Here is a 24712-nt window from a genome sequence, read left to right on the forward strand (position 1 = left end):
GAAAAGGCCGCGAGAAGCTCAGTCGCGGACCACCCGCTGCCCCTCCGGAGTGTCGGCGACCTTCACGCCCAGCTCGGCGAGCTCGTCCCGCAGCCTGTCCGAGGCGGCCCAGTCACGGGCGGCGCGGGCCCGTTCACGCCGCTCAAGCAGCTCGGCGGCGCCCGGTGGCAGCGTCGGCGTGGTGCCGATGTCGCGCGACAGGTCGAGGCCGAGCAGATGATCCAGATCGAGGACGGTCTCGAAGCGGGAGCCGGGCGGCACCGCGTCGTCCTTCTCCAGCTCGCGCAGCACCCGCAGCGCCGCCGGGGTGTCGAGGTCGTCGTCGAAGGCCGCCCGCGCCCGCCCGGCGTACTCGGCGGCGATCGGCCGGCTGGGATGCTCGGCCCAGTCCGCCACCCGCCGCCGCCAGCGCCGCAACGTCCGGTCGGCGGCCCGCAGCGTCTCCCAGGTGAGGTTCATCTGCTGCCGGTACCGGTGCTCCAGCATCGCCAGCCGTACGGCCAGCGGGTCGAGCCCGGCCTCGACGACGTCGGAGAGCAGCACGACGTTCCCAGTCGACTTGGCCATCTTGCGCCCGTCGAACAGCAGATGCTCGCCGTGCACCCAGTGCGCGACGACCTCGTGCCCCACCGCCGCGTTCGACTGGGCCCGCTCGTCCTCATGGTGCGGGAAACGCAGGTCGATGCCCCCGGTGTGCACGTCGAACCGCTCGCCCAGATAGCGCAGCGACATCGCCGAGCACTCCACGTGCCACCCGGGAAAGCCGCGCCCCCACGGCGCCTCCCAGGTCAGCTCCCGATCCGAGCCCTTCCACAGCGCCCAGTCGGCGTGGAACCGCTTACGCGGATCGGGTGCCTCGAACCGATGGGCCGGCTTCAGCGCGTCCAGCCGATTCCCTGAAATTTCGCCATACGTTGGGAACGACTCGACGGAGAAGAACACCGACCCGTCGTCCACGACGTACGCGTGCCCCTTCTCGATCAGCTTCGCGATCAGCTCGATCATCAGGTCGATCGTCTCGGTGGCCCGCGGCGTGTGCTCCGGCGGCCGGATGTTGAGCGCGCCGATGTCCGCCCGGAAGGCGTCCTCATAGAACCGCGCGATCTCCGCCGCCGACCGCCCCTCCGCCCGCGCCTGCCGCAGAACCTTGTCCTCCCCGGACGGGTCGATCTCCGCGTCATCCACCAGATGCCCGACATCGGTGATGTTCACGCACACCACCGTCCGCAGCCCCTGCCGCTCGCACACCCGCCGAATCATGTCCGACAACAGGTACGACCTCAGGTTCCCCAGATGCGCGAACCGATACACCGTCGGCCCGCACGAGTACATGCGCAAGCCCCGCGCCCCCTCCGGCACGACCTGCTCCACCCGCCTGGCCCGCGTGTCATACAGCCGCAGCATGCCCCTGAGCCTAGACCACGCCTCCTTACCGGGGCGCTTCGCGTCAAGTTGGACAGGAAGGCCGAACGTTGAGCATTCGGGACTTAATTCAATTACTTTACGTCCTCGAATAAACGCGAAAAGTGTTCAATCCGCTGGTGGCGATGCCGTCTAACCCCTATGCTCGGCGAAGCCGTCCCCCTCGCAGGAGTGCCATGTCAAGGAAACTTCCACTCCGACAGTCAGGTCTGAAGGGACGGTGAGCACGGTGAGCGCAGACGCGACGACCTATACCGTCCAGATTCACGTCGAACAGGACGGTTACTGGGCCGAGGTGCAGGAGCTTCCGGGCTGTTTCGCGTCCGGCGAGAGCATCGAAGAGCTGCGGGAGGCCCTCGCCGAGGCCATGAGCCTCTACTTGTCCGAGCCGGGGAAACCGGTCAAGGTCGCTCTGGGCAGGCCGGAGCCGTTCGAGGTGAAGACGGTCGTGGAGCTCATCGCCTGCTAGACAGGGCGCAAGTAGCGCGGAAGTAGCAGGGACCAAGGGCCCGCGCGTGTGGGGCGATCGGCCGTACCGGGGGGAAGTCCCTGGGCCGCAGGCTGGGAGGAGGCCGACGGACGAGGAGACGCTGTGTGCGATCACTGCGGATGCCGCGAGGTTACGCCGATTCAGAGGTTGATGGCGGAGCACGAGCGGCTGCTTGATATGGCCGGAGAGATCCGTGACGCGCTGCGTGTGGGGGATTCGGCCATCGCGCGAGGCATATTCGGTGATCTGGCCGCGCTGCTGATGCCGCACGTACGGGCTGAGGAACGGGGTCTGTTCGCGGTGATGCGTGAGCGGGGCGAGTTCATCGACCACATCGACACCCTGGAGTCCGAGCACGGCGAGCTGGCCGCCCGGCTCGCGGCGACGCTTGATGACGAGGCGATCCTCCAGATCTGCGATCAACTGCGTGCGCACATCTACGCCGAGAACTTCGGTCTGTTCCCGGCGGCCCTGGCCAGTCTCGGCGGCGACGACTGGGCCGACATTGAGGAGCGGGAGGGCCGGACCACGGCCGGAACCGGCGAGGTTGGGCAGCCGGTGGGCTGAAGTTTTCATCCCGCTCGCCGGTCGGGGGCTCGGGTGGGCGTGACGGCGGGGGTTCGGGTCAGCCGATCGGGTTCGCGGTGGAGGACGGGTCGAGGAAGGCGAGGATGTCGCGGTCGCCGCGTTCGCGGAGGGCGGCGAGGATCTCCTCCTTCGAGGTGCCCTCGGGGAGGCCGATGCGGGCGCCGATGAGGCGCAGGCCCTCGGCCTCGGAGGCGACCGGGGCGGTGTAGCCGATCAGGTGGAGGGCTCGGTTGAGCGGGGGGATCTGGGGGGAGGCGGAGGGCAGGAAGCGGGTGAGGAGCTCGCCGCCGTCGGAGACGGTGAGGAAGACGTGGTCGCCCTCCATGGCGTTGTACTCCTGCAGGATGTTGCGGATCGAGCCCATCGTCGGCTGGTTGTGCCAGGAGATCACCACGTCGCCGCTGGGGGCGGAGGTGGTGAGCTGGCCGCCGGGGGCCATGCCGAGGTGGGCGGCGAAGCCGGTGGGCAGGGGGGAGCCGGAGCCGCGCAGGTGCTCGGCGTTGACGTCGACGCGGTGCCACCAGCGGCCGTCGCGGCTGCGGAAGCAGCGGCGGGTGAGGGAGACGTCCTTGCGCGGCTGGTAGCTCTCGGGCTGCTCCTGGGCGACGCGGATCCAGCCGCGCTGGGTGCGTTCGAAGCCGGGGCCGCCCGCGTAGGCGCGCACCGAGCTCTCGCTGACGCCGTAGCGCTGGGTCAGATCGTTGACGATGGAGTTGACCGAGGCCTCGCCGCCGGACTTCTCCACCTCGCGGGCGATCATCTCGCGGATGCCGAGGTACTCCTCGCCGCCCCAGCGGCGCAGGCCGTACTTGTTGCGGTCCACCCGCAGGAACCGCTCGTCGGAGGTGAGCTGGTTGCGGATGCCGACCAGGCTGTAGTCCTCGCCGATGCGCTCCTGGATCTCCTCCGGCGACAGCGGGCCGCCCGCGACGGCGAGCACGGCCTCGGCCTTGTCGCCCGCGCTGCGCGGCCACGGCACCACGTGCCCGTCGAGCACGCGCAGGTTCGGCACCGAGGCGAGCCAGCGCTCGGCGACGTCCTCGCGTACGCCGAGCTGGGCGACGAGCGCGACCGCCTCGGCCATCTTCACCGGGCCCTCGGTGAACAGCTGCCGGGTCTTCTCGCGCAGCTCGTCCACGCCGCCGGCGACCAGCCAGCCGTCCACCTGGTCGTAGCCGGTGAGCAGGGTGCGCACGAAACGCCAGGCGGGGATGCCGAGCGTGCGCAGCTCGGTCCGGTGCCAGGGCACCGCCGCCGCCAGGTCGTCCGCCGGTACGGCGGAGCCCAGTCGGCCGCGCAGCCATGAAAGGTGCGCGGCGAGCGGCGCGGCGTCCGGCCCGCGCAGCGACTCCTCGACGTGGTCGCGCAGGTCGCGCTCGATCTGCCGGATGCGCTCGCGGGTGACCGAGAACCGCTGGGCCAGCTCGTCCAGGGTGACGCGGTGCTCGGCGTACACGCGGTCCTTGGCGATGGCCCGCTGGCGCTCGTCCAGCTCGGCGAACAGGTCGTCGATGAGATCGGGCAGCGGGCGATCCGGCCGGGCGGGCCGCGCGGGCGCGGCGGCGTCGCCGGAGGTCTGGCCGGACGTTTGCGTCGCCTGGCCCGACGATTGGCCGGTGGATTGGCCGGTGGAGCGGTTCTGGGCGCCGGGCTCGGTGGCCATCAGCCGGTCGAACACGCCGGTGAACAGCCGCTGCACCGCGTCCCGGTCGCCGGGGGTGCGCAGGCTCTCCTCCGGGTCGGTGAACCTGAGCAGCGGCAGCACGTCGCCGAGCACGAGGTGCCCCCAGGAGGCGACCGTCAGGTCCGCCAGCCTCGCCGCCACCTGGGCGGTGCCGACCAACGCGCACGCGCGATCGAGCGGAAGCGCCTGCCACCACGCGTCGGGCAGCCGCGGGTCACTAGCGATCGGCTCTACCTGGCTGGGTGCGGTCCAGCGCAGGGGGGGCACGACGTCGCTCAGACTCAGGTTCATCGGTTCCAACCGGCAACGGAGGTTAGGGATAAAAATTCATCAGATATAGGACATGCGCGGTTCAGCGTAGGGGATCAGGGGGGCAGAAAGGGACTCGCCCTTCCGGTGTAGGACACATAGAGCAACTCGCTCGTCCTCGTACAAGCCGTATAGAGCAGCCCGCGCTCCCGCTGCATGTCGTGCGCGCGGGCGGCGGCGTCCTCCTCGACCGGAGTCAGCGCCTCCGGTGCGGGAACGACACCATCCGCCACCCCTATCACGGCCACCCGGCTAAGCTCCAGCCCTTTCATGCCATGCAGGGTCGTCACCTTGACATCCAGGCCCGCCGCGCGCAGCGCCGTGCGGGCGGCTCGCACCAATTCGCCCGATCGTGCCGCGACCGCGACGCTCTCGGCGGGCACGCCGTCCGCCAGCCACTCACGCACCTGGTTCACCAGCCCGGCGAGCTCGGCCTCCGGTGAAACGTACCGCAGCACCGCCGGACGCTCGCCGTTCCGCGTGGAACGCAGCCCGTCCAGGCCGATGCTGCCCTCGACCAGCCCGTCGGCCGGGCCCCCACCGCGCAGCCGTACCGCCCAGGACAGGATCTCCTGCGGCAACCGGTAGCAGACCCGCAGCCGGCTCTCCCGCGCCGGAATGCCCACCTCCGCCAGCGCCACGTGCGTGTCGAACACGCGCTGGTGCGGGTCGCCGACCACGAACACGTCGTCGGGCGCGGGCGGCACCGCCGCGCGCAGCAGCCGCCACTGCGCCGGGTGCAGGTCCTGCGCCTCGTCCACGATCAGATGCCGGTACGGCTCCCGCCGCGGACCGCCGCCCTCCAGCAGATCCCCCGTGGTACGGCCGAGCAGCAGCGACGCCTCGGCGGCGAGCTGCAGCAGCGTGCGCCGCCCGGTCGCGCGCAGCCGCTCAAGGAAGTCCTGCACGCACGCCCACACCGCCCGCCGCTCGTCGGCGTCGAGCTCGACGCCCCGGCCGACGCGGGAGGCGGCCAGGTACTCGTCCAGGTCGCGCAGGTTCTGCGCGAGCACCACCTGCTCCCACTCGCGCATCAGGAACGCCGGCCCGTGCCCGGTCGCGCACGCCTCGGCGGCCTGCCGCCACAGCTCGGCCAGGTCGCCCGGCGAGGCCAGCTTGGGCGGCCTGCCCTCGGCCTCGCCCACGATGCGGTGCGCCAGCCGGTCGATGTTCACCACGTCGACGCGCTTGCGTACCACCTCGTCCTCGATCAGCACGTCGAGCCGGGCCGACAGGTCGGCGGCGAGCCCCTGGGAGAAGGTCACGAACAGCACGCCGCCGGTGGCGCGCCGGGCCAGGTGCGCGGCCCGGTGCAGCGCGACCAGCGTCTTGCCGGTGCCCGCGCCGCCGGTGACCAGCACCGGGTACGGGTAGCCGTCGCGGTGCGCGAGCCGGTGCTGCGGCGGGTCGAGGAACGTGCACCACTCCGGCGCGGTCAGCAGCCGCTCCAGCGCCGGCGGGCCGGAGACGAACGCGGCCTGGTCGGGGCTGCGCTCCAGCGCGGCGGCGAGATCGTCCGGGTCCACGGACTCGGCGAGCACCGCCCGCCGGGCGTCGAGCGCCCGCCACGCCTCGGCCATGCCGCCGCCCGCGGCGAGCGCGGCCAGCGGCGCGTACTGGCTCTCCGGGATCAGCGGCTCGGCCGCCGTAAGGTGCGCCTCGGTGGCCATCAGCCGTACCAGGCGCAGCAGCCGCAGGTCGATGCCGAGGTGCAGCAGGTCGCCGTCGCAGATGTGCGCGAGCAGCCGCCGGTCCGTCGACGCGGCCGAGCGGCGCAGCGCGGGCTCGATGGCCTCAAGCGCCTCGGCGTCCCAGCTCTCCACGACGCCGATGGCGGCGTTGACGGTGAACCGGTGCCGTCGCGCGTACTCCCACGCCTCGGCGTCCTGCAGGACGGTGACCAGCCAGTAGAGGTCGCCCAGCCGCACCGCGACGGCCCGGCGGCCCTCGGCGAGCCGCAGGGTGACGGTCCGGGGGTCGCGGGCGTGCCGTACCCGCTCGGGGACCGGCGCCTCGGGGTCGCCGACGAGGAAGCGGCGGATCGCGACCAGCACGTCGGCGCGCACCGCGTGCGCCAGAGCGCTCAGTTCCCGGGGGAACTCTGGGGAGATCGCGAGTCGCGGCACGGACACCTCGGGTGGCGGGGTACGGATATCAGTAAATAGCAGTCATCGTCGGAGGAGGGACGTCGGGGTGGGGTCACCGCGCGCCGACCGTCAGGGCTGATGTCGGTGCTCGGCGGACGTGGGGGACATGGGGGACACGGCGGTGCTCACGGGGCGGGTCGGTGCGGGCATCGGACGGACCAGGCAATCGGGATCGGTTGAGCGGCGGGGCAGGGTCAAGGGGCAGGGGCAAGGGGCAGGGTCAATGGGCCACGGGCGTGGCCAGCAGCGACAGCAGATCTCGATCCCCACGCTCGCGGAGCCGGGCGAGCAGGTCGCTCCGGGACACGGACCCGATCATGCCGACACGCGTGGCGATCACGCGCAGCGCCTGGTCCATGGTGCCTCCCGGTGCCGTGTATCCCACCAGCCGCAGTGCCTGGGCCGTCTTGTCGGTTCCGCTCGCCGCGGGAAGGTGCCTGGCCCGCAGCGTGCCCTCGTCGGAGAGCGTGACGAACAGGTGCCCGCCCGCCCGCGCGCCGGCCTCCAGCAGCAGCGGGCGGATCGCGTCCAGCGCCGGGCGCGGCTGCCAGCTCAGCGTCATCTCCCCGATCGCGCACCGCACGGTACGGCTCTCGCCGGGCGTCAGCCCCAGGTACGCCGCGAACCCGCTGGGCAACGCGCACGGCCCACCGGCCAGATGATCCTCGGTGACGTCCACCCGGAACCACCAGCGCCCGTCCGGCTGCCGGAAGCACCGCCGCGTCAGCGCCACATCCTTCAGCTGCCCCACGCTCGCCCCGCCGGACTCGCCGTCCCGCACCACGGGACGTGACGGAGTGGAGGGGAGGTCGAGGCGAGGCTCGCCCGGCGCGCCCAGGCCCGTGACCGCGCCCTCCCGCGCGGCAGGGCGTGACGGCGTGGAAGGAAGATCGAGCCGTGGTTCGCCCTGCTGCTCGGCCTCGCCCACAGGCATGGCCGCAGCGGTGGGCGAGGCGTTGACGCCGCCCGGCGGGATCGGACGGGAAGGCGTGGACCCCCGGTCGAGCCGGGGCTCGCCCGGACCGCCCTGCTGCTCGGCCTCTCCCACAGGCATGGCCGCAGCGGTGGGCGGGGCGTTGACGCCGCCCGGTGGGATCGGACGGGAAGGCGTGGACCCCCGGTCGAGCCGGGGCTCGCCCGGGCCGCCCTTCGGCTCCGCCGCACCCGCGGGTCCGCCCGCCGCCGCTGGGGCCGCGCCCGGGATGTCCGCCGGGGCGTCCCCCGCCGGGGACCGGCGCTCCTGGGCCGCCGGGACGACCGGCTCGGCCCCGTACGGCGGGCGAAGCGGTTTGGGCGGCTGTGCGCCGGGAGCCGGCTGCGCGTCCTCGGGCCGCGGACCGTCCACCGGCCGCTCCGGTTCGGCGACCGGCGAGGCCGCCCCGAAGACGCCCGCTCCCGGTGCCGCTTCGGCTTCCCGCCGCTGAGGCTCGCGTACCTGTTCGTGATCGGCCGGGGAGACGCGGTCGCCCGGCCGCGCACCGGCCGCCCCTGCCTCGTCTTCGCCCGTCGCCGCGGGTACGGCCGCGGCAGGGACGTCGCCGGGCTCGTCCGGCGTGGGTTCGTGCGGGACAGGCTCCTGCGGGCCTGACCGCCCCAATTCGGAATCTTGCGGGCGCGCAGGTTCGGCCTGAGAGGATTCGGCCTCGGCCTGGTCGCGCTCGGACGGCTCCCCGTCGGCGGGGTCCCGGTCGGGCCGCTCCGGCTCGGGTACGCCCGCGTCCGGCCGATCCTCCCGAGCCCGGTTCCCGTCGGCCGCCAGGTCCTCGTCTGGCCGCGCCAGATCCTCGGCGACGGCCGCCCCGTCCTGGCCGGGCTGATCGCCGCGCCCCTCGATACGGAGCTGCGGAACGCTCTCCAGCCACTCCTTGGCCACCTCGGGGTGGATGCCCAGCGTCGAGACCAGTTCGAGCGCACGGGCCACGGTCGGGCGCTCGGCCCCGGCGATCAGCCCGCGCGTCTTCTCGTGCAGTTCGGCGAGGTCGCCGGCGACCAGCCAGTTGTCCGCGAGCTGGTAGCCGGGCAGCGTCGCCAGCACGAACTGCCACGCCGGAATGTCCAGGGACCGCAGCTCGCGTACGTGCCAGTCCGCGGCCTCGATCAGGCGCGACTTCGGCGCGGCGATCCCCAGCGTCTCGGCGACGGCCTCCAGATGCCGCCGGTACGGCTCGGCCTCCTCCCCGGCCAGCCAGTCCGCCAGCCGCTCACGCAGCCGCTCCTCCTGCTCCCGGATCTGCTCCGGCGGTACGGCGAACAGCTTGGCGAGCTGATCGACCTCCGAGGGGTCGTCGGTGAACAGCCGGTTCTGCGCCACCGCCCACGCCTGGTCGTCCAGGTCCGCGAACGCCGCGTCGATCAACGCGGGCAGGTCGGCGGGGTCGCGCCTCCTCGGCGATCCCGACGGCCCCGACGACTCCGACAGCCCCGACGACGCCGACAACCCCGATGACGCCGATGACGCCGATGACGCCGCCGCGGCCTCCGGCTCGGGGCCCTGCGGCTCGGGGCTCTCCGGCTCGGCGGCGGCCTCCGGGCGCTGCGCCCGAGGCGCCACGATCGACGGCGGGAACGACGCGGACGCCGGGGGGAACGAGGCGGGCCCGGCGGGCGGGAACATCGCCGGAGGCAGCCCCATCGGCTCCGGCGGCGCGGCGGCCTCGGCCCTGGGGCGCTCCCGGACGGTGCCACGCGCCTCGGCGAGCCGCATGAACACGGCGCCGAACAGCGCGCTCAGCACCGGGCGGGCCTGGATGAAGGGCTGGTCGAGCAGCTCCCGCCCGGTGAGCGCGAGCAGGCCGGTCCACGACCCCACCCGGTCCAGGGCGATCGCGACGTGCGGCTCGTCGGCCTCCTCGGGGTCGAGCACGTGCAGCGCGGGCAGGATGTCGCCGATCGCCGCCGCGTACCAGTGTTCGAGCGCCAGCTCGGCCAGGAGCTCGGCGAGCTGCTCGGGGGTGAGCACGGCGAGCACGTGCCCCATCGGCAGCGCCCGCCACCAGGCGTCGGGCAGGCCGTCGCGTTCGACCGGCTCGTGCAGGCCCCGGATGCGGGCAGCGTCACTCCAGCGCAGGGGTGGCACAAGGTCACTCAGGCAGAAGTTCATCCGATCCCCATCCGGCTGTTCACTCTTGACCCACGGGTGACAACCCGCAGACCAGACCATAGTCTGGCAAATCCGGCGTCGGCGCGGAGCGTCGTCCCCCGCTCAGTCCAAGACGGCGGCGAAGCGAAGCCGGACATAGTCGGCCATCCACTCCGACCCGCGGCGCAGGGCCGGTGCCGCGAGCTCGTTGACGCGGCGCAACAGCGGCTCGACGGCCGCCGGGGGCACCTCGTCGAGCAGCGAACCCGCGAACATACGCACCCAGTCGGCCGCTCCGTCCGGACACTCGTCGAGAGGGGTGGGACGATCGAAGTATTCCAGGAGTCGCACCGTGAAGCCGCCCTTTTCCAGGCGGAGAGCGTATTCCGCGGGCGAAGGAAAATACCACGGCAGCTCGGGCTCACGCAGGCCGTACTCGCGCCAGGCCGTCGACATGGCCGCGGTGAGCGCCGCGCAGTTCCCCGCGCCGCCCATCTCGGCCACGAACCGGCCGCCGGGCCGCAGCGCCTCGCGCACACACCGGATCACCGCGTCCGGATCTCGGCTCAGCCAGTGCAGGGCCGCGTTGGAGAACACCGCGTCGTACGGCTCGGCAACGGAGAAGTCGTGCCCGTCGGCGACGATGAAGTCCAGCCCGGGATAGGTGGAGATCGCGGCCTCGATCATCGGCGGCGACCCGTCGATGCCCAGCACCCGCACGCCCCGCGCGGCGATGTCGGCCGTGAACACTCCGGTGCCGCAGCCGAGGTCGAGGATCCGCTCGCCCGGCTGGGGGTCGAGCAGTTCCACCAGGGGAGCGCCTTGCGCGGACACGTAGCCGAAGGAGCTGTCATAGGCGCGAGCGTTCCACCGAGTCAGGGCCGGAGTGTCGTATCGCAGCATGATCAGCTCACATTCTGGACATCACGGGCCTATGGCAGTGGTCTGTGACACTGCCACTTTAGGGCTCCGCTATTCCTTCCGCTGCTGTTGACCACGACAGCCCCGCGCGCACCTCCCGCCACCCACGCCGCCACCCGTCACCATCGGTCATCGCCCTTCGCGCCGCGTCCCGTACATCGCGATTCGGGGCGGGTTTCGGGATGCTCAGCCGACCGCGGCCGTCCAGTGTCCGCGCAGATACGTCCGCCCCTCGTCGGTCTGCGGGACCGTGAGGATCACCGGCTCGCCGTTCGCCTTCGGCAGCTTGGCCGCCGCCTCGGCGTCGAGCGTGCCGTGCATCTCCATCGCCTCCATCCGCACCGGCCGCGCGTACCCCTTCAGCAGCAGGTTCTGCGCCGTGTCGGAGAAGAGGAACTCCTGCCAGAGCCGGGCCGCCGCCGGATGCGGCGCGTTCTTGTTGATCGCCTGCACCTGGTAGCCGGCGAGCACGGCGTCGCGCGGCACGACGACCTTCCACGCCGATGTGCCGGCCCCGGCCGTCGCGCCCCGGGTGAGGTTGGCGTGATCCCAGTCGATCAGTACGGTGGCCCGCTCCGGCGTGGCCAGCCGGTGGCGCTTCTTGAGCTCGGTGAAGAACTCCACGCCGTGCCGCACCTTCGGCCACCCGTCGATCAGCGCGGAGGCCATCACCCCGTCGAAGGCCGCCGCGACCTGCCGGGGGTCGCCCGGCAGCGCCACCCGGACGGCCTTGCCCGCGTTGGGCCGCAGCAGGTCGTCGAAGCTCGCCGGGGCGTGCACCTGGCGGGAGTCGTAGCCGATCGAGATGTAGCCGCCGTAGGCGGCATACCACGCGCCGCCCGGCTCCTTCAGATCGTCGGGGATCTCGTCCCACGCGGCCACCCGGTAGGGCGCGAAGTGTTTGGCGTTCGCCACGGCCACGTCGAGCCGCAGGTCGAAGACGTCGGGTTTCACCCGCTTGGCCGCCTCGATCTGGCGCCCGCTTGAGGCGTCGGGCTCGGCGAGCCGTACGTCGATGCCGTACTCCTCGCTGAAGCGGCTCACCAGCGCCCCGAAGTTCAGCCGGTCGCGCGACACGCCGATGAGGGTGAGCTCGCCCTCCTCTTTGGCGGCGCGCACCAGCCCGTCCAGGTCGGTGAATCCGTCACGCAAGGTCGTGGCGTGCGGGTTCACCTTCGCGGGCGGCTTGGCGGCCTGCTCGGCCTTGGAGCAGGCGGCCAGCGGGCAGGCGGCGAGGGCGGCGAGCGTCAGGGCGGCGATGCGGGCACGTCTGGTCACGTAAGAAATACTCAGCGTGACCAACGGTTTGGTCGAGGAGACACGCGGTCAGGGGTCGCGAAAGCCGCGTAACTGATCGGTATGGGGCGTCGCGCGGCTCCTGACGCGCCACGCCGGAGTCAGCGTCGTTCAGCGTGGTCCTAGCGTGGTCCCAGCGTGATCCCAGCGTGGTCCTAGCGTGGTGCAGCGCGGTTCGAGCGCGGTCTAGCGTGTGGGCGGGTCCGGTACGACCTTGGCGGCGACCATCGCGGCCTCCTCGAATTCGACGACCGTGCCGTCCCTGCGACGCACGCGCAGCATCCCGTCGCGCCAGGATTCCAGCACGCCCACGACGTCGCGGAAGCCCTCCGGGACGCGACGCCGCACGGTCACGCGCCGCCCAACGTCACGCGGAGCGATCCGGACCACTAGTCTTGCGCCGTAGTGGGGGGACACGACCTTCACCCCCCTCACGTTCCAGTCACATGGCCTGCACCGCGATACTAGGGCTATGACCCGCGGTCGAGTCGTGCCGAGGCGCAGGAGAAGGAGCCCGAGGTGACCTACGTCATCGCGCAGCCTTGCGTGGATGTCCTGGACAAGGCGTGCATCGAGGAATGCCCAGTGGACTGCATCTACGAGGGCGAGCGCATGCTCTACATCCACCCCGACGAGTGCGTGGACTGCGGCGCGTGCGAACCGGTGTGCCCGGTTGAGGCGATCTTCTACGAGGACGACCTCCCCGAGCAGTGGAAGGACTTCTACAAGGCCAACGTGGAGTTCTTCGACGACCTCGGTTCGCCCGGCGGCGCGTCGAAGGTGGGCAAGATCGCCAAGGATCACCCGGTGGTGGCCGCGCTCCCGCCGCAGGGCGAGGGGCACTAGCCGCGGTGGCCGCCCTTCCGGACTTCCCGTGGGATCGGCTCGCCCCGTACAAGGCGACGGCGGAGGCCCACCCGGGCGGCATCGTCGATCTGTCGGTGGGCACGCCGGTCGACCCCGTGCCCGCCGTGGTGCGCGAGGCGCTCGCGGCCGCGTCGGACAGCCCCGGCTATCCGCAGACGTACGGCACGCCCGAACTGCGCGAGGCCGCCGCCGGGTGGATGCAGCGCCGCCTGGGCGTGCACGTCGACCCGGCGGCCGTGCTGCCCACCATCGGCTCCAAGGAACTGGTCGCCTGGCTGCCGACCCTGCTCGGGGTGGGGCCGGGCGACCGGGTCGTGTTCCCCGAGCTCGCCTACCCGACCTATGACGTGGGGGCGCGGCTGGCGGGGGCGGAGCCGTACGCGGCCGACGGCCTGCTCGGGCTCGGGCCGGAGCGGGTGCCGCTGGTCTGGGTGAACTCGCCGTCGAACCCGACCGGGCGGGTGCTGCCCGTCGAGCACCTGCGCAAGGTCGTCTCATGGGCGCGCGAGCGCGGCACGATCGTGGCCTCCGACGAGTGCTACATCGAGCTCGGCTGGGAGGAACAACCGATCTCGATCCTGCATCCGGACGTCTGCGGCGGCTCACACGAGGGGCTGCTGGCGGTGCATTCGCTGTCGAAGCGGTCCAACCTGGCGGGCTACCGCGCGGGTTTCGTCACCGGCGACCCCAAGCTGGTGCGGCAATTGCTGGAGATCCGCAAGCACGCGGGCATGATGATGCCGGCCCCGGTGCAGGCCGCGATGACGGCCGCGCTCGGCGATGACGAGCACGCCGAGGAGCAGCGAGCCAGGTACGCGGCGCGACGGCGCGCCCTGCGCCCCGCGCTTGAGCGGGCCGGGTGGCGCATCGAGCACTCCGAGGCCGGGCTCTACCTGTGGGCCGCGAACGGCTCCGACTGCTGGGAGCAAGTGCGAATTCTCGCCGAGAATGGCATATTGGTCGCGCCCGGTGATTTCTATGGTGTCGCAGGCCGGGCACATATTCGCATAGCTGTTACCGCAACCGACGAACGTATCGACGCGGCGGTAAGCCGCCTCCAGTAGGATCGCGCGCCATGACAGCAGCGGTAGTGCTCGCCCTGAGCATCGCCACGCTCGTCGTCGTGCTGGGCGCGTACATCGCGACCACACGCCAGGACCGCCGGCTCAGATCGGCTTCGTCGGCTCATGAGGAGCCGGTCGAGTTCATGGTCCCGAGCCCGGCGCCCGTGCCCGAGCAGATCCCGGCCGACTACGTGGACCCACGCACCATCAAGGTGGGCGATCTCATCGAGTGCCAGGGGACGCGGTCGCGCGTCCTCGGCGCCTTGCACATGACGTCCCCACAGGGCGATCAGTGGACCGAGTACCTCCTCGACGACGGCAGCCGGGTCTACCAGTGGCTGTCGGTGAAGGAGAAGGCGGGGCTGGTCTCCACCGATTCGGCCCACCTGGAGGTCATGCTGTGGACCTCGGTGCCCACCCAGGGCATGGTCCCGGCGAAGAGCACGCTCATCATGGAGGGCGTGGAGTTCGCGCCGTTGGAACGCGGCACCGTGCACTTCCGCTCCGAGGGCACCACCGGGCATCCCGACCGTGGGCTCATCGACTACGCCGACTACCTCGCGGCGGACGGGCGGCGGCTGTCGTTCGAGCGCGTGCAGGGCCGGCCGTGGGTGGCCTCGTACGCGCTGCCGCTCCCTCCGGGCTCGATCAAGATCGAGCGGCTGCTCTAGACCTGCGCCTCCCGGCCGCCGATGACGCCCTTGTCGAGGCCGCCGGAACGCGGGCGGGCGGCCCCGCCACGGCCACCTCGATCCGGCGGGATGTCGCGGCCGAGTCGGTCCGCCAGCCGTCGTCGCCCTGGTCCGCCCGCCACACCACGCCGTCGTAGCGCACGTGGCTGAGGCCGTACTGCTGGGCGTGCGCCACGGCGAAGGTCGCGATCAGCCAGCCGCGCCTGCTGTTCGGCGCGTCGATCCGCAGCCCGGATCCCGTGGAGCGTTCCCCAACCTGATCGCTGCGCACCCCCGCCTCGCCCAGGACGCGGACGAGCAGGCGGCGGGCGGCGTCCACGCGCGCCGGGACGGGCGTCGCCGACTGCGGGTAGACGCAGTGCACGGCCCGGGGCACGCGGCCGGTGAAGGCGGCGGAGAGGATTTCGGCGTCCCGCTGGTGGCCGGCGTACGCGGAGCCGTCGGCCGAGCGCTGCACCGCCTGGGCGGCCTTGTCGAGCGGCATCTTGCGGTAGCCCTTGACCTTCTCCAGGGCCGCGAAGAACTTGCGGGTGGCGTAGACGGTGTCGAGCAACTGCTTCTTGGTGCCCCAGCCCTGGGAGGGCCGCTGCTGGAACACGCCCACCGAGTCGCGGTCGCCGTACGGCAGGTTGAAGATCTTGGACTCCTGGATCGCGGTGACGTAGGCGATCTGCACGGCGCGCTCGGGCAGGCGGCGGCGTGCCGCCACCCCCGCGATGATCGACGCGATGCGCGCCTGCTCGATGTCGAGGTCAAGGCCGCCGAGCGGCGTGGTCACCGAGCACTGCTCGGGCATGACGAGCGGCTCGGCCCGCTTGAGCAGGTAGTACAGACCCGCGTAGATCCCGACGCCGAGGAGGGCGACGATGATCACGACTGCCAGGACGCCCCGGGAAACACGCAGTGTCACACTACAGACCGTACCCGGCGAACGCTCCGTCCCGTCCCGCTAGGCTCGCCTGAACGGCGCGCGGATCCGGCGGGGCGGGGCCGACCGGCGCGTCCGCACCGATCACGAACACCGATCATGAACACGATCATGAACATGCATGGGGTGGGGGCATGGGTATTTCACTCGACCTGTCAGAGGACGTCGGCACGCTGACCGCGCGGCTGGTGGACGCCGAGTCGGTCAGCGGCGCGGAGGGGCCGCTCGCCGACGCGATCCAGGAGGCGCTCGCCGCGCTGCCCCATCTGACCGTGCACCGCGACGGCGACGCGATCGTGGCCCGCACCGACCTCGGGCGGGCCGAGCGGGTCGTCGTCGCCGGGCACATCGACACCGTCCCGGTCGCGGGCAATCTGCCCTCCCGCGTCGAGGGAGACCTGCTGTACGGCTGCGGCACCGCCGACATGAAGAGCGGCGTGGCCGTGGCGCTGCGCCTGGCCGCGCACCTGCCCGCGCCGAACCGCGACGTCACCTACGTCTTCTACGACTGCGAGGAGATCGAGGCCGAGCGCAACGGCCTGCTGCGGCTCAGCCGGCGGCGGCCCGACCTGCTCGCCGGGGACTTCGCGGTGCTCATGGAGCCCACCGACGGCGAGATCGAGGGCGGCTGCCAGGGCACCCTGCGAGTGGAGATCACGGTGCGCGGCAAGCGCGCGCACAGCGCGCGGTCCTGGCACGGCGTCAACGCCATCCACCGGGCCGGGCCCGTCCTCGCCACGCTCGCCGCCTACGAGCCGCGGCGGCCGGTCGTGGACGGGCTGGAGTTCCACGAGGGGCTGAACGCGGTGTTCATCCAGGGCGGGGTCGCCGGAAACGTCATCCCCGACGAGTGCGTGGTCACGGTGAACCACCGGTTCGCCCCCGACCGCTCGGTGGAGGAGGCGCTGGCGCACGTGCGGGAGGTCTTCGACGGCTACGAGCTGCGGCTCACCGACGCCGCGCCCGGCGCACGCCCCGGGCTGACGCATCCGGTGGCCGCCGCGTTCGCCGCCGCCGTCGGCGGGACCCCGCGGGCCAAGCTGGGGTGGACGGACGTGTCGCTGTTCTCGCGGCTGGGGGTTCCGGCGGTGAACTACGGCCCCGGCGACCCCTCGCTCGCCCACCAGCAGGCCGAGCACGTCTCCCTGGCGGCGATCGCCGACTGCGAGCGGCGGATGTTCGCCTGGCTGGGGTAGGCGGGCCGTACCGGGGCCATGAGCCCTGCCGCACGGGCCTGCCACATGGCCACAAAGAGAAAGTGGCTTTCCTCGCCGGCCATTTGGCGGGGAAAGCCACTTTCAGTCCCGAGCAGCACCCTCGGTTCTTAGACGCAGGCTTGAGCTTCCCCGGTTCCGGGCTTCGATGAAGATTTTTTAGAGAATCTTCGAGTCGCGTCCCCCGGGCGTCGAACAGCCCGTGACCTGGGACGATGCCTCCAGCAAGGCGGCGGGTTCGCCCGGGAGGGCCGCCGCCGGAGGGTATTTTTCCGGCCAGGAGTGGGCAAAGGCCCGCACCTTCACATCCCCAAAGGTTCACCAGGATCTCTCCGTCCGCACGCGATCGAACCGCAGCGGCCGGATCCGCACACCCACTAGCGTGACGAACATGAGCAACAGGCGACGTGAACGACGCCAGGGCCCCGCACTGGTCCGCGGCAGGCTCGTTCCCGAGTCCACACATGACGAACGGCTTCTCGACCGCCGGGGCCCGGCCGAATGGCTGCACATGGACCCCTGGCGGGTGTTGCGCATCCAGGCGGAGTTCGTGGAGGGCTTCGGCGCGCTGGCCGAGCTGCCGCCCGCGGTGACCGTCTTCGGCTCGGCCCGCACGCCGCGCGACTCGGCCGAGTACGAGATGGGCGTACGGCTGGGCCGGGTGCTGTCCGAGGCCGGGTACGCGGTCATCACCGGCGGCGGGCCGGGCTGCATGGAGGCGGCGAACAAGGGCGCGCGGGAGGCCGGCGGCATCTCGGTCGGGCTCGGCATCGAGCTGCCCTTCGAGCAGGCCATGAACGAGTACGTGGACCTCGGCGTGGAGTTCCGCTACTTCTTCGTGCGCAAGACGATGTTCGTCAAGTACGCCTGCGGCTTCGTGGCCCTGCCGGGCGGCTTCGGCACGCTGGACGAGCTGTTCGAGGCGCTGACGCTGGTGCAGACGAGCAAGGTCACCTCCTTCCCGGTGGTGCTGCTCGGCACCGCCTACTGGGGCGGCCTGCTGGACTGGATCAAGGGCACGCTGGCGGTGGAGGGCAAGATCTCGCCGCAGGACGTCGATCTGATCGACCTGACCGACGACGTGGACGAGGCGGTGCGGATCATCGTCGAGGCCGACCGCCGGCGCTCTCGGCGCCCGACCGAGGAGGAGCGGGCGGTTCGCGAGAACGTCGGCGGAGCCGAGTAGCGTGACGGGGGTGGCCTTCCGACGGGCCTGGCGCGAGCGGACTCCACGGCACGGGCGGGTGTGACCGGCCGGCGGCGCCGGGAGGCGCCGCGCCCGGACGGCGGCCGGCCGAACCGGATCCGGGTCAGGGAGCTTGTGTGCACATCTGCGTGTTCTGTTCGTCCAGTCAGCGCATCGACAGGAAGTACCTGGAACTCGCCGACGAGGTCGGCACCGAACTCGCCGCGCGCGGCCACACGCTGGTCAGCGGCGGAGCGGTCGTCTCCTGCATGGGCGCGGTCGCCTCGGCCGTACGGCGGGGCGGCGGGCGCACCGTCGGGGTCATCCCGCAGTTGCTCGTCGACGTCGAGGTGGCCGACCGCGACTCCGACGAACTGGTCGTCACCGACGGCATGCGCGAGCGCAAGGCCGTCATGGACGCCCGTTCCGACGCCTTCCTCGTGCTGCCCGGCGGCATCGGCACCCTGGAGGAGCTGTTCGAGATCTGGACCACCCGCGTGCTCGGCGCGCACGACCGCCCGCTGGTCCTGCTCGACCCGTGGGGCATCTACAAGCCGCTGCGGGCCCTCGTGCAGGGCATGTACGACGAGGGGTTCACCCGGGCGGACGTGTTCGACGCGATCTCCTGGACCACCACCGTGGCCGAGGCATTCGAGCACCTGGAACGTCCGGGCCGCCCACTGACGCCCACGCCCGGCGAGGTCGGCGAGGCCGCGCCGTGACCTGCCGATGACCCCGCCGACCCCGCGCCCGTTCGGTGCCGAGGCCGGGCGCGGGCCGTGAGGCGGCCGGATCCGGACGGGGTCTCGCCGGGTCCCGCGGGAACGCGGACGATCCGGGTCGGTGGCGAGTACCGGCCTGCGACTTGTGGCACGATTCCTATGTGCTGGTCGTACTCGCCGTTGCCGCGCTCGCCGTCCTGGGCTGCGTGGTCGCGGTCGCCTTGGGCCATGGTGGTGAGATGACCGAGTTTCCCCCAGATGTGCCGCCGCTCGACCTCCCCGAGGCCGGGCAGCTCACCGCGGTCGACTTCATGTCGCTGCGGCTTCCGGTCGCCCTGGTCGGTTATCACACGCAGACCGTGGACGAGACCCTGCGCCGGGTCGCTACCGCGCTGAGCGAGCGCGACACCCGCATCGCGGTCCTGGAGCAGCGGGTCGCCGAGCTGCTCACCGGCCGCCTCCAGGCCCGCCAGGAGGTCTACGCCAAGCCCGCCAAGCCGCCGCGTACCGAGCACCTTCCGCAGCCGCCGCGCGGCGAGCCCACCGAGGCCCTGACCGAGGTCCCGAGTGGTGTCGCCGGTGATGTCCCCCGTGATGTCGCGGAGGGCTCGCGGGACGACGTGCCGACCGACGAGCTGCCCGAATCGACGGGCGGCGCGTCGGGGCGGGCCGCCGGCGCCGAGTGGGAAGCCACTGGGGACAAGCCCGGCGATCCGGAAAAGTCCGGCAAAGGCAAGGACGGCGCGAAGGACGCCACCCTGGCGAAGGTTCCCCGGGTGATCAGCAGCTACGACGAGGAGTCCTCGTGACCGCCCCCTTCACGCCCCCTCGCGAAGGGCCACGCCGATGGGAACGCCGCCGATGGAAATGCCGGTGACCGAGGCCCCGGACGGCCGCATCCGGTGCGCCTGGGCGACCTCCGCCCCCGACTACCTCGCCTACCACGACGAGGAGTGGGGGCGTCCGGTGCGCGGCGACGACGGCGTCTTCGAGAGGCTCACCCTGGAGGCGTTCCAGTCCGGCCTGTCCTGGCTGACGATCCTGCGCAAACGGGAGAACTTCCGCGCGGCCTTCGCGGGCTTCTCCATCCCGGCCGTCGCCGCCTTCGACGCCGCCGACGTCGAGCGCCTGCTCGCCGACCCCGGCATCATCCGCAACCGCGCCAAGATCGAGGCCGCGATCGCCAACGCCCGCGCCGCCCTGCAGGTGCCGGGCGGGGTGTCGCAGCTGGTGTGGAAGTACGCCGACCCGAGCTCCCCGGCCCCCAGAACGCCCCAGGACGTGCCCGCCACCACCCCCACCGCCAAGGCCCTGGCCAAGGAACTGCGCGCGCACGGCTTCCGATTCGTCGGCCCCACCACCGCGTACGCGCTGATGCAGGCGATCGGCTTGATCAACGACCACCTCGCCGACTGCTGGGTACGCGACCGCGTCGGCGTCGCCGCCGCCTGAGGCACCCTGCGGCGCGTCCGCCACGAGAACGCAAGCGGTCTCCGAAAAGATCCAAAAGTGCGACGCGGGCGTCCGGTCGCCCCGGTTTGGCTGGGGTCGTGGCCGCCGACAACGCATCTTGGGAGGAGATCGTTACCTACCTAGGTGTCGGACGCGGGATAATAGGACATCACAGAATGACGTGTATACATGAGGCCGGTCTCACTGACGGTCCCGGTTGCGACACGCAGTCCAGAAGCAGGAAGGGATTACACGCATGGCGGCGATGAAGCCGCGGACTGGCGACGGTCCGCTGGAGGTCACCAAGGAAGGACGGGGCATAGTCATGCGGGTCCCCCTGGAGGGTGGCGGCCGGCTCGTCGTCGAGCTCTCGGCGGATGAAGCCAGCGCCCTCGGTGACGCCTTGAAAAAAGTCGTCGGCTGACACCCGGACTCGGCCGGCTTCGTTCTAGTTTTCACGACGGCCCTGGCTGCGCGGCTCCCTCGGGCGCTGGTCACGCCGGGGCCGTCGGCATGTTCGCGCCTCGACATATTCCTGGAGATGCAGTGCCAATAGACACCTCGACGATCTTCGAGACCGTTCACGCGGCGGATCCGGCCGCGGAGTACGGGGCGGCCGGGCCGGTCGCCGTGCCGTACGACGCGGGGCTCGCCCCCGGCGTGCCGCTGCCGGTGGCGGCGGAGGCGCTGCTGCGCGAGTACGACGCCAAGGGCGAGGCGGGCGAGATCGTCGAGGTGCCGGTGCCGCGCGGCGACGGGGTCGGCCGGGTGCTGCTGTACGGCGTCGGCGACCGCGGGCCGCGAGCGCTGCGCAAGGCCGCCGCGGGCCTGGCCCGCCGGGCGCGGGGGCGCGAGGAGCTGACGATCACGCTGCCGGACGCCGCCGCGGACGCCTGGTCGGCGCTGGCCGAGGGCGCCCTGCTCGCCTCGTACGCCTTCCGGATCCTGGGCTCGGGAGGCTCGACGCCGGGCACCGGCGAGGGCCGCGCCAAGCCGGCGGGCCGCATCCGGTTCGTCGGGCCGCAGGCCGCCGGCGAGCCCGTACGGCGCGGCGAGGTCACCGCCCGCGCCACCGCGCTCAACCGCGACCTGGCCAACACCCCCTCGTCGATCAAGAGCCCCGCCTGGCTGGCGGACCGGGCCGTCGAGATCGCCCGGGAGGCGGGCCTCGACGCCGAGGTGTGGGACGCCGAGAAGCTGGAGGCCGACGGCTTCGGCGGCATCCTCGCCGTCGGCCGCGGCTCCGCGTACCCGCCCCGCCTGATCAAACTGGAGTACCGCCCGAAGGACGCACCCGCGGACGGTGGGCATAGGCATGTCGTCCTGGTCGGCAAGGGCATCACCTTCGACTCCGGCGGGCTGTCGCTCAAGCCGAACGACAACATGAAGTTCCAGAAGACCGACATGGCCGGCGGCGGCGCGGTGATCGCCGTGATGAGCGCCCTGGCCGAGCTCGGCTGCCGGGCCCGGGTGACCGGCCTGATCGCCGCCGCCGAGAACATGCCCTCGGGCGGCGCCCAGCGCCCCGGCGACGTCATCACCCACTTCGGCGGGCGCACCGTGGAGGTCCTCAACACCGACGCCGAGGGCCGCCTGGTGCTCGCCGACGCGCTCGCCTACGCCGACGCCCGCCTCGACCCCGACGTGATCGTGGACGTCGCCACGCTCACCGGCGCGATCGGCATCGGGCTCGGCCGCGAGTACGGCGCGGTGTTCGCCAGTTCCGACGAGGTCGCCGCCGACCTGGTGCGGGCGGGGGAGTCGAGCGGGGACCGGGTGTGGCGCATGCCGCTCGTCGAGGACTACCGCCCCGCGCTCGACTCGACCGTGGCCGACCTGGCCAACATCGACACGGGCGGGGAGTTCGGCGCGGGCTCGATCACGGCGGCGCTGTTCCTGCGCGAGTTCACCGGCGGGCGGCCGTGGGCGCACCTGGACATCGCGGCCGTGGGCCGTACCACCTCCGACGAGGGGATCCACTCCAAGGGCTCGACCGGGTACGGCGTGCGCCTGCTGCTGGACTACCTCACCCGGTCTTGACGGCGGCGAGCAGCCCGTCGCCGAGCGGGATCAGCAGCGGCCGGAGGCGCTCGTCGTCGCGCATCAGCCTGCCCAGCTCGCGCATCGCGACCGTGTCCGGGTCACGTCGGGTGGGATCGGCCACCCGGTGACCGTGCAGCGCGTTGTCGAAGGCGACGATGCCGCCCGGCCGCAGCAGCCGGATCGCCTCGGCGAGATAGTCGACGTACTCGTGCTTGGCGGCCGAGCAGAACACCATGTCGTAGCCGCCGTCGGCGAGGCGCGGCAGCACGTCGAGCGCCCGCCCGGAGATGAGCCGGACCCGGCTGCCGGAGAACCCGGCCTCGGAGAAGGCGATCCGGGCCAGGCGCTGGTTCTCCGGCTCGATGTCGACGCTGGTGAGCGTGCCGTCCGGGCGCATGCCCCGCAGCAGCCACAGGCCGGAGACGCCGCATCCGGTGCCGACCTCGACGATGGCGCGGGCGTTGATGGCGGTCGCGAGGAAGCACAGGGCCGCGCCGGCGCCCGGCAGGATCGGATCCGCCGCCCACTCGATGCCGCGTTTCCTGGCCTCTTGGAGGATCTCGTCCTCCACGTGGAACCCTTCGGCGTAGGCCAGGCTCGCCTCCACCGGACCGGTTGGCGTCGGGGCCATCTGGTCCATCTCCTCCCCGCTTCGCATGGCTCGCAGCCTAGGGGAGTCGGCTGCGAACGGGAACTCACGCCACATCGGGGACGTTGCACGCTTTGAACGGGTTTTATACAGGCAAGGTCAGGTCGTGGCCGCGCACGAGGGGACGAAACCAGGCACTATGGCAGTAGCGGTGGTCCCGGAGAGAGGAGTGCCGGTGGATGGCTCCCACCCGGCGGGTGCTCCCTATGACGCGTATTCCACGGGGGAGTGGACGCCGCCTACCTGGGAAGAAGTCGTCCGCACCCATTCGGCGCGGGTGTATCGTCTGGCCTTCCGGCTGACCGGGAACGTGCACGACGCCGAGGATCTCACGCAGGAGGTCTTCGTCCGGGTCTTCCGGTCGCTGTCGAACTACACGCCCGGCACGTTCGAGGGCTGGCTGCATCGGATCACGACCAACCTTTTCCTCGACATGGCGCGGCGCAAGCAGCGCATCCGCTTCGAGGGGCTGGCCGACGACGCCGCCGAGCGCCTGAAGGGGCGGGAACCGACCCCCGCGCAGGCGTACGACGATGCCCATCTGGAGCCCGACATCCAGGCGGCGCTCGACTCGCTCGCGCCGGAGTTCCGCGCCGCGGTCGTGTTGTGCGACATCGAGGGATTGTCCTATGAAGAGATAGCGGCGACGCTCGGCGTGAAGCTGGGCACCGTACGCAGCCGCATTCATCGCGGTCGCGCCCAGCTCCGCGAGGCGCTGGAGCACCGGGCGCCCCGCGACTCCGAGCGCGGCGACCAGCTCCCCCCGTCGATGACCCGTGGGGAGGAACGATGAGCCATCTGGGAGAACTCGCCTCGGCACTGGTCGACGGCGAACTGGGGCACCGCGAGCGCGAGCGCGCGCTGGCGCATCTGACGTTCTGCGCCGACTGCCGCCGGGAGGTGGAGGCGACGCGGGCGATCAAGGCCCGGCTGCGATCGCTCGACTCGCCCGCCGTGCCCGCCGATTTGACCATGTCGCTGCTGCGCATGGCCGAGCCCGGCGGCCCGATGCCGCCGCGCGTCCGCCCTTTCGAGCCCGCTTACGGCCTGGCGCCGCTCGACAACCGGCCGCGCCGGGGCGGTCCGTCGTCCAATGGCGCGGCCACGGGACCCGGGCGTCCGGGCCGTTCCCGCCGGATGGGGTACGTGGCCGTGGGCATGGCGTCGGCGGCGGTGGCCCTCGGCACGTTGTTCATCACCGCCGGGACCGATAGCGGCCCGACGGTCACCCCGCCGGTGGAGATGTTCGCCAACCAGCACAAGAACATGCAGTACGGCTACCACACGCCGCTTCCGGTCTCCGCGACCACACAGCCGGGGCGGCCGACGCCGTGACGTCGCCGCACAGCAGGCCGTCCGCACGGCGGGCGGCCACGATCCGCGCGGGCGGCGCCGGGAGCGGCAGCGTGGTGATCCTTCTCGCCGTGGTCGCGCTGTGCCTGCTCGCGGGCGGGTCGGCGCACGCGGGCGGCCCGGTGGCGCACGCCGAGGGCGGGCCCGACGTGAGCCATCTGCGCGACCGCGGCTGGATCGTGCCCGGCGTCCTGCCGCGCCGCCTGAAGCTGTTCATGGCCGAGGAGCACCGGCGGGACGGCACGCCGGTGACCGGCGACGAGGAGGCCGCGTACATCCATCTCGGCTACACCGACGGCACATCCGTGGTATCCGTTTTCATCCAGAAAGGCCAACTGGACGCCGCCCGACTGGTGAATTGGCATGTACGTGAGCGATTCGGGCATACGATCTGGGTCCAGGGGCCCGAAGGGAAGAACGCGATCTGGTCGAGCGGGGATTATGTCTACACCGTGTTCGCCGACGCGTCGGCGGACGTGGTCGACTCCGTCGTCGCGGCGCTGCCGCACGAGTCCGAGTCCGGATTCTGGGAGCGGCTCACGCGGGGCGTCGACCGCGTCATCGCCTGGGCGAACCCGTTCGGCTGACCGTTACCCCGTTACGGCC

The 24712-nt window shown here is 72.0% G+C and carries 24 protein-coding genes; 15 read left to right on the forward strand and 9 right to left on the reverse strand.

Annotated features, from left to right (window positions below; all coding sequences use genetic code 11):
- Positions 1-18 precede the first annotated feature (18 nt).
- On the reverse strand, positions 19-1404 hold the full coding sequence (gene cysS / locus AB0K60_RS22615) for a cysteine--tRNA ligase (protein ID WP_364058188.1): 1386 nt from the start codon (positions 1402-1404) through the stop codon (positions 19-21).
- 247 nt (positions 1405-1651) lie between these two features.
- On the opposite strand from cysS, the gene AB0K60_RS22620 reads away from it, so the two are divergent.
- Both AB0K60_RS22620 and AB0K60_RS22625 read left to right on the forward strand, forming a co-directional pair.
- Positions 1652-1891 (forward strand): type II toxin-antitoxin system HicB family antitoxin, encoded by a 240-nt coding sequence (locus tag AB0K60_RS22620; protein WP_364058191.1) that lies wholly within the window; start codon positions 1652-1654, stop codon positions 1889-1891.
- A 123-nt stretch (positions 1892-2014) separates the two neighbouring features.
- Entirely contained in the window at positions 2015-2479 is a 465-nt protein-coding gene (locus AB0K60_RS22625) for a hemerythrin domain-containing protein (protein ID WP_364058194.1), read from the forward strand.
- A gap of 58 nt (positions 2480-2537) precedes the next feature.
- Here the strand turns inward: AB0K60_RS22625 and AB0K60_RS22630 are convergent, their stop codons facing one another.
- The 6 genes from AB0K60_RS22630 to AB0K60_RS22655 form a co-directional block, all read right to left on the reverse strand.
- Positions 2538-4475 carry a sigma factor-like helix-turn-helix DNA-binding protein gene (locus AB0K60_RS22630; RefSeq protein WP_364058197.1) on the reverse strand — a complete coding sequence of 646 codons (1938 nt, stop codon included), beginning with the start codon at positions 4473-4475 and terminating at the stop codon, positions 2538-2540.
- Between the two features lie 74 nt (positions 4476-4549).
- Entirely contained in the window at positions 4550-6619 is a 2070-nt protein-coding gene (locus AB0K60_RS22635; protein ID WP_364058200.1) for a UvrD-helicase domain-containing protein, read from the reverse strand.
- Positions 6620-6860: 241 nt separating this feature from the next.
- The gene (locus AB0K60_RS22640; protein ID WP_364058203.1) at positions 6861-9740 is read right to left on the reverse strand and encodes a hypothetical protein; all 2880 of its coding nucleotides are present in this window, start codon (positions 9738-9740) and stop codon (positions 6861-6863) included.
- 102 nt (positions 9741-9842) lie between these two features.
- Positions 9843-10622, reverse strand: coding sequence for a methyltransferase domain-containing protein (locus tag AB0K60_RS22645; RefSeq protein WP_364058206.1), 780 nt, complete (start codon positions 10620-10622; stop codon positions 9843-9845).
- 204 nt (positions 10623-10826) lie between these two features.
- Entirely contained in the window at positions 10827-11918 is a 1092-nt protein-coding gene (locus AB0K60_RS22650; RefSeq protein WP_364058209.1) for an ABC transporter substrate-binding protein, read from the reverse strand.
- A 204-nt stretch (positions 11919-12122) separates the two neighbouring features.
- Positions 12123-12290, reverse strand: a complete 168-nt coding sequence (locus tag AB0K60_RS22655; RefSeq protein ID WP_364058212.1) for a hypothetical protein — start codon at positions 12288-12290, stop codon at positions 12123-12125.
- Between the two features lie 165 nt (positions 12291-12455).
- Here AB0K60_RS22655 and fdxA point away from each other — a divergent pair, with 165 nt between their 5' ends.
- The 3 genes from fdxA to AB0K60_RS22670 are packed head-to-tail and all read left to right on the forward strand — an operon-like array spanning position 12456 to position 14538.
- The gene (gene fdxA, locus AB0K60_RS22660) at positions 12456-12782 is read left to right on the forward strand and encodes a ferredoxin (protein WP_364058214.1); all 327 of its coding nucleotides are present in this window, start codon (positions 12456-12458) and stop codon (positions 12780-12782) included.
- A 5-nt stretch (positions 12783-12787) separates the two neighbouring features.
- On the forward strand, positions 12788-13867 hold the full coding sequence (gene dapC / locus AB0K60_RS22665; RefSeq protein ID WP_364058217.1) for a succinyldiaminopimelate transaminase: 1080 nt from the start codon (positions 12788-12790) through the stop codon (positions 13865-13867).
- Positions 13868-13878: 11 nt separating this feature from the next.
- On the forward strand, positions 13879-14538 hold the full coding sequence (locus AB0K60_RS22670) for a DUF4178 domain-containing protein (protein WP_364058220.1): 660 nt from the start codon (positions 13879-13881) through the stop codon (positions 14536-14538).
- Here the strand turns inward: AB0K60_RS22670 and AB0K60_RS22675 are convergent.
- On the reverse strand, positions 14516-15469 hold the full coding sequence (locus tag AB0K60_RS22675; RefSeq protein WP_364058223.1) for a hypothetical protein: 954 nt from the start codon (positions 15467-15469) through the stop codon (positions 14516-14518). The two genes, AB0K60_RS22670 and AB0K60_RS22675, sit on opposite strands and share 23 nt — an antisense overlap.
- Before the next feature lie 152 nt (positions 15470-15621).
- On the opposite strand from AB0K60_RS22675, the gene dapE reads away from it, so the two are divergent.
- The 7 genes from dapE to AB0K60_RS22710 all read left to right on the forward strand — a co-directional run bounded on the left by dapE (position 15622) and on the right by AB0K60_RS22710 (position 22101).
- Positions 15622-16683: a succinyl-diaminopimelate desuccinylase gene (dapE, locus tag AB0K60_RS22680; protein WP_364058226.1), complete on the forward strand. Its 1062-nt coding sequence runs from the start codon at positions 15622-15624 to the stop codon at positions 16681-16683.
- A 409-nt stretch (positions 16684-17092) separates the two neighbouring features.
- Positions 17093-17887: a TIGR00730 family Rossman fold protein gene (locus tag AB0K60_RS22685; RefSeq protein ID WP_364058229.1), complete on the forward strand. Its 795-nt coding sequence runs from the start codon at positions 17093-17095 to the stop codon at positions 17885-17887.
- A gap of 137 nt (positions 17888-18024) precedes the next feature.
- Entirely contained in the window at positions 18025-18609 is a 585-nt protein-coding gene (locus AB0K60_RS22690; protein WP_364058232.1) for a TIGR00730 family Rossman fold protein, read from the forward strand.
- Between the two features lie 161 nt (positions 18610-18770).
- Positions 18771-19418, forward strand: coding sequence for a hypothetical protein (locus AB0K60_RS22695; RefSeq protein ID WP_364058235.1), 648 nt, complete (start codon positions 18771-18773; stop codon positions 19416-19418).
- Between the two features lie 64 nt (positions 19419-19482).
- On the forward strand, positions 19483-20061 hold the full coding sequence (locus tag AB0K60_RS22700) for a DNA-3-methyladenine glycosylase I (protein ID WP_364058238.1): 579 nt from the start codon (positions 19483-19485) through the stop codon (positions 20059-20061).
- 256 nt (positions 20062-20317) lie between these two features.
- On the forward strand, positions 20318-20485 hold the full coding sequence (locus tag AB0K60_RS22705; protein WP_076433904.1) for a DUF3117 domain-containing protein: 168 nt from the start codon (positions 20318-20320) through the stop codon (positions 20483-20485).
- A 122-nt stretch (positions 20486-20607) separates the two neighbouring features.
- Positions 20608-22101: a leucyl aminopeptidase gene (locus tag AB0K60_RS22710; protein WP_364058242.1), complete on the forward strand. Its 1494-nt coding sequence runs from the start codon at positions 20608-20610 to the stop codon at positions 22099-22101.
- Here the strand turns inward: AB0K60_RS22710 and AB0K60_RS22715 are convergent.
- Positions 22088-22762, reverse strand: a complete 675-nt coding sequence (locus tag AB0K60_RS22715) for an O-methyltransferase (protein ID WP_364058245.1) — start codon at positions 22760-22762, stop codon at positions 22088-22090. The two genes, AB0K60_RS22710 and AB0K60_RS22715, sit on opposite strands and share 14 nt — an antisense overlap.
- 130 nt (positions 22763-22892) lie before the next feature.
- Here AB0K60_RS22715 and sigE point away from each other — a divergent pair, with 130 nt between their 5' ends.
- The 3 genes from sigE to AB0K60_RS22730 are packed head-to-tail and all read left to right on the forward strand — an operon-like array spanning position 22893 to position 24693.
- On the forward strand, positions 22893-23546 hold the full coding sequence (sigE, locus tag AB0K60_RS22720; RefSeq protein WP_364058248.1) for an RNA polymerase sigma factor SigE: 654 nt from the start codon (positions 22893-22895) through the stop codon (positions 23544-23546).
- A complete protein-coding gene (locus tag AB0K60_RS22725; RefSeq protein ID WP_364058251.1) occupies positions 23543-24088 on the forward strand; it encodes an anti-sigma factor in 546 nt (181 codons plus the stop codon). Before sigE ends, AB0K60_RS22725 begins: the two co-directional genes overlap by 4 nt.
- On the forward strand, positions 24085-24693 hold the full coding sequence (locus AB0K60_RS22730; RefSeq protein ID WP_364058254.1) for a hypothetical protein: 609 nt from the start codon (positions 24085-24087) through the stop codon (positions 24691-24693). The genes AB0K60_RS22725 and AB0K60_RS22730 overlap by 4 nt, the downstream gene beginning before the upstream one ends.
- The last annotated feature ends 19 nt before the right edge of the window (positions 24694-24712 follow it).

The organism is Thermopolyspora sp. NPDC052614 (assembly GCF_040678635.1).
Lineage (GTDB): Bacteria > Actinomycetota > Actinomycetes > Streptosporangiales > Streptosporangiaceae > Thermopolyspora.

What these genes read in the sequence shown, in the direction of transcription:
- AB0K60_RS22640 (WP_364058203.1), bottom strand. Translation starts at nt 9,740, where the DNA reads ATGAACTTCTGCCTGAGTGACCTTGTGCCACCCCTGCGCTGGAGTGAC.
- sigE (WP_364058248.1), top strand. Translation starts at nt 22,893, where the DNA reads ATGGCAGTAGCGGTGGTCCCGGAGAGAGGAGTGCCGGTGGATGGCTCC.
- cysS (WP_364058188.1), bottom strand. Translation starts at nt 1,404, where the DNA reads ATGCTGCGGCTGTATGACACGCGGGCCAGGCGGGTGGAGCAGGTCGTG.
- AB0K60_RS22685 (WP_364058229.1), top strand. Translation starts at nt 17,093, where the DNA reads ATGAGCAACAGGCGACGTGAACGACGCCAGGGCCCCGCACTGGTCCGC.
- AB0K60_RS22645 (WP_364058206.1), bottom strand. Translation starts at nt 10,622, where the DNA reads ATGCTGCGATACGACACTCCGGCCCTGACTCGGTGGAACGCTCGCGCC.
- dapE (WP_364058226.1), top strand. Translation starts at nt 15,622, where the DNA reads ATGGGTATTTCACTCGACCTGTCAGAGGACGTCGGCACGCTGACCGCG.
- AB0K60_RS22725 (WP_364058251.1), top strand. Translation starts at nt 23,543, where the DNA reads ATGAGCCATCTGGGAGAACTCGCCTCGGCACTGGTCGACGGCGAACTG.
- AB0K60_RS22705 (WP_076433904.1), top strand. Translation starts at nt 20,318, where the DNA reads ATGGCGGCGATGAAGCCGCGGACTGGCGACGGTCCGCTGGAGGTCACC.
- AB0K60_RS22715 (WP_364058245.1), bottom strand. Translation starts at nt 22,762, where the DNA reads ATGCGAAGCGGGGAGGAGATGGACCAGATGGCCCCGACGCCAACCGGT.
- AB0K60_RS22670 (WP_364058220.1), top strand. Translation starts at nt 13,879, where the DNA reads ATGACAGCAGCGGTAGTGCTCGCCCTGAGCATCGCCACGCTCGTCGTC.
- AB0K60_RS22630 (WP_364058197.1), bottom strand. Translation starts at nt 4,475, where the DNA reads ATGAACCTGAGTCTGAGCGACGTCGTGCCCCCCCTGCGCTGGACCGCA.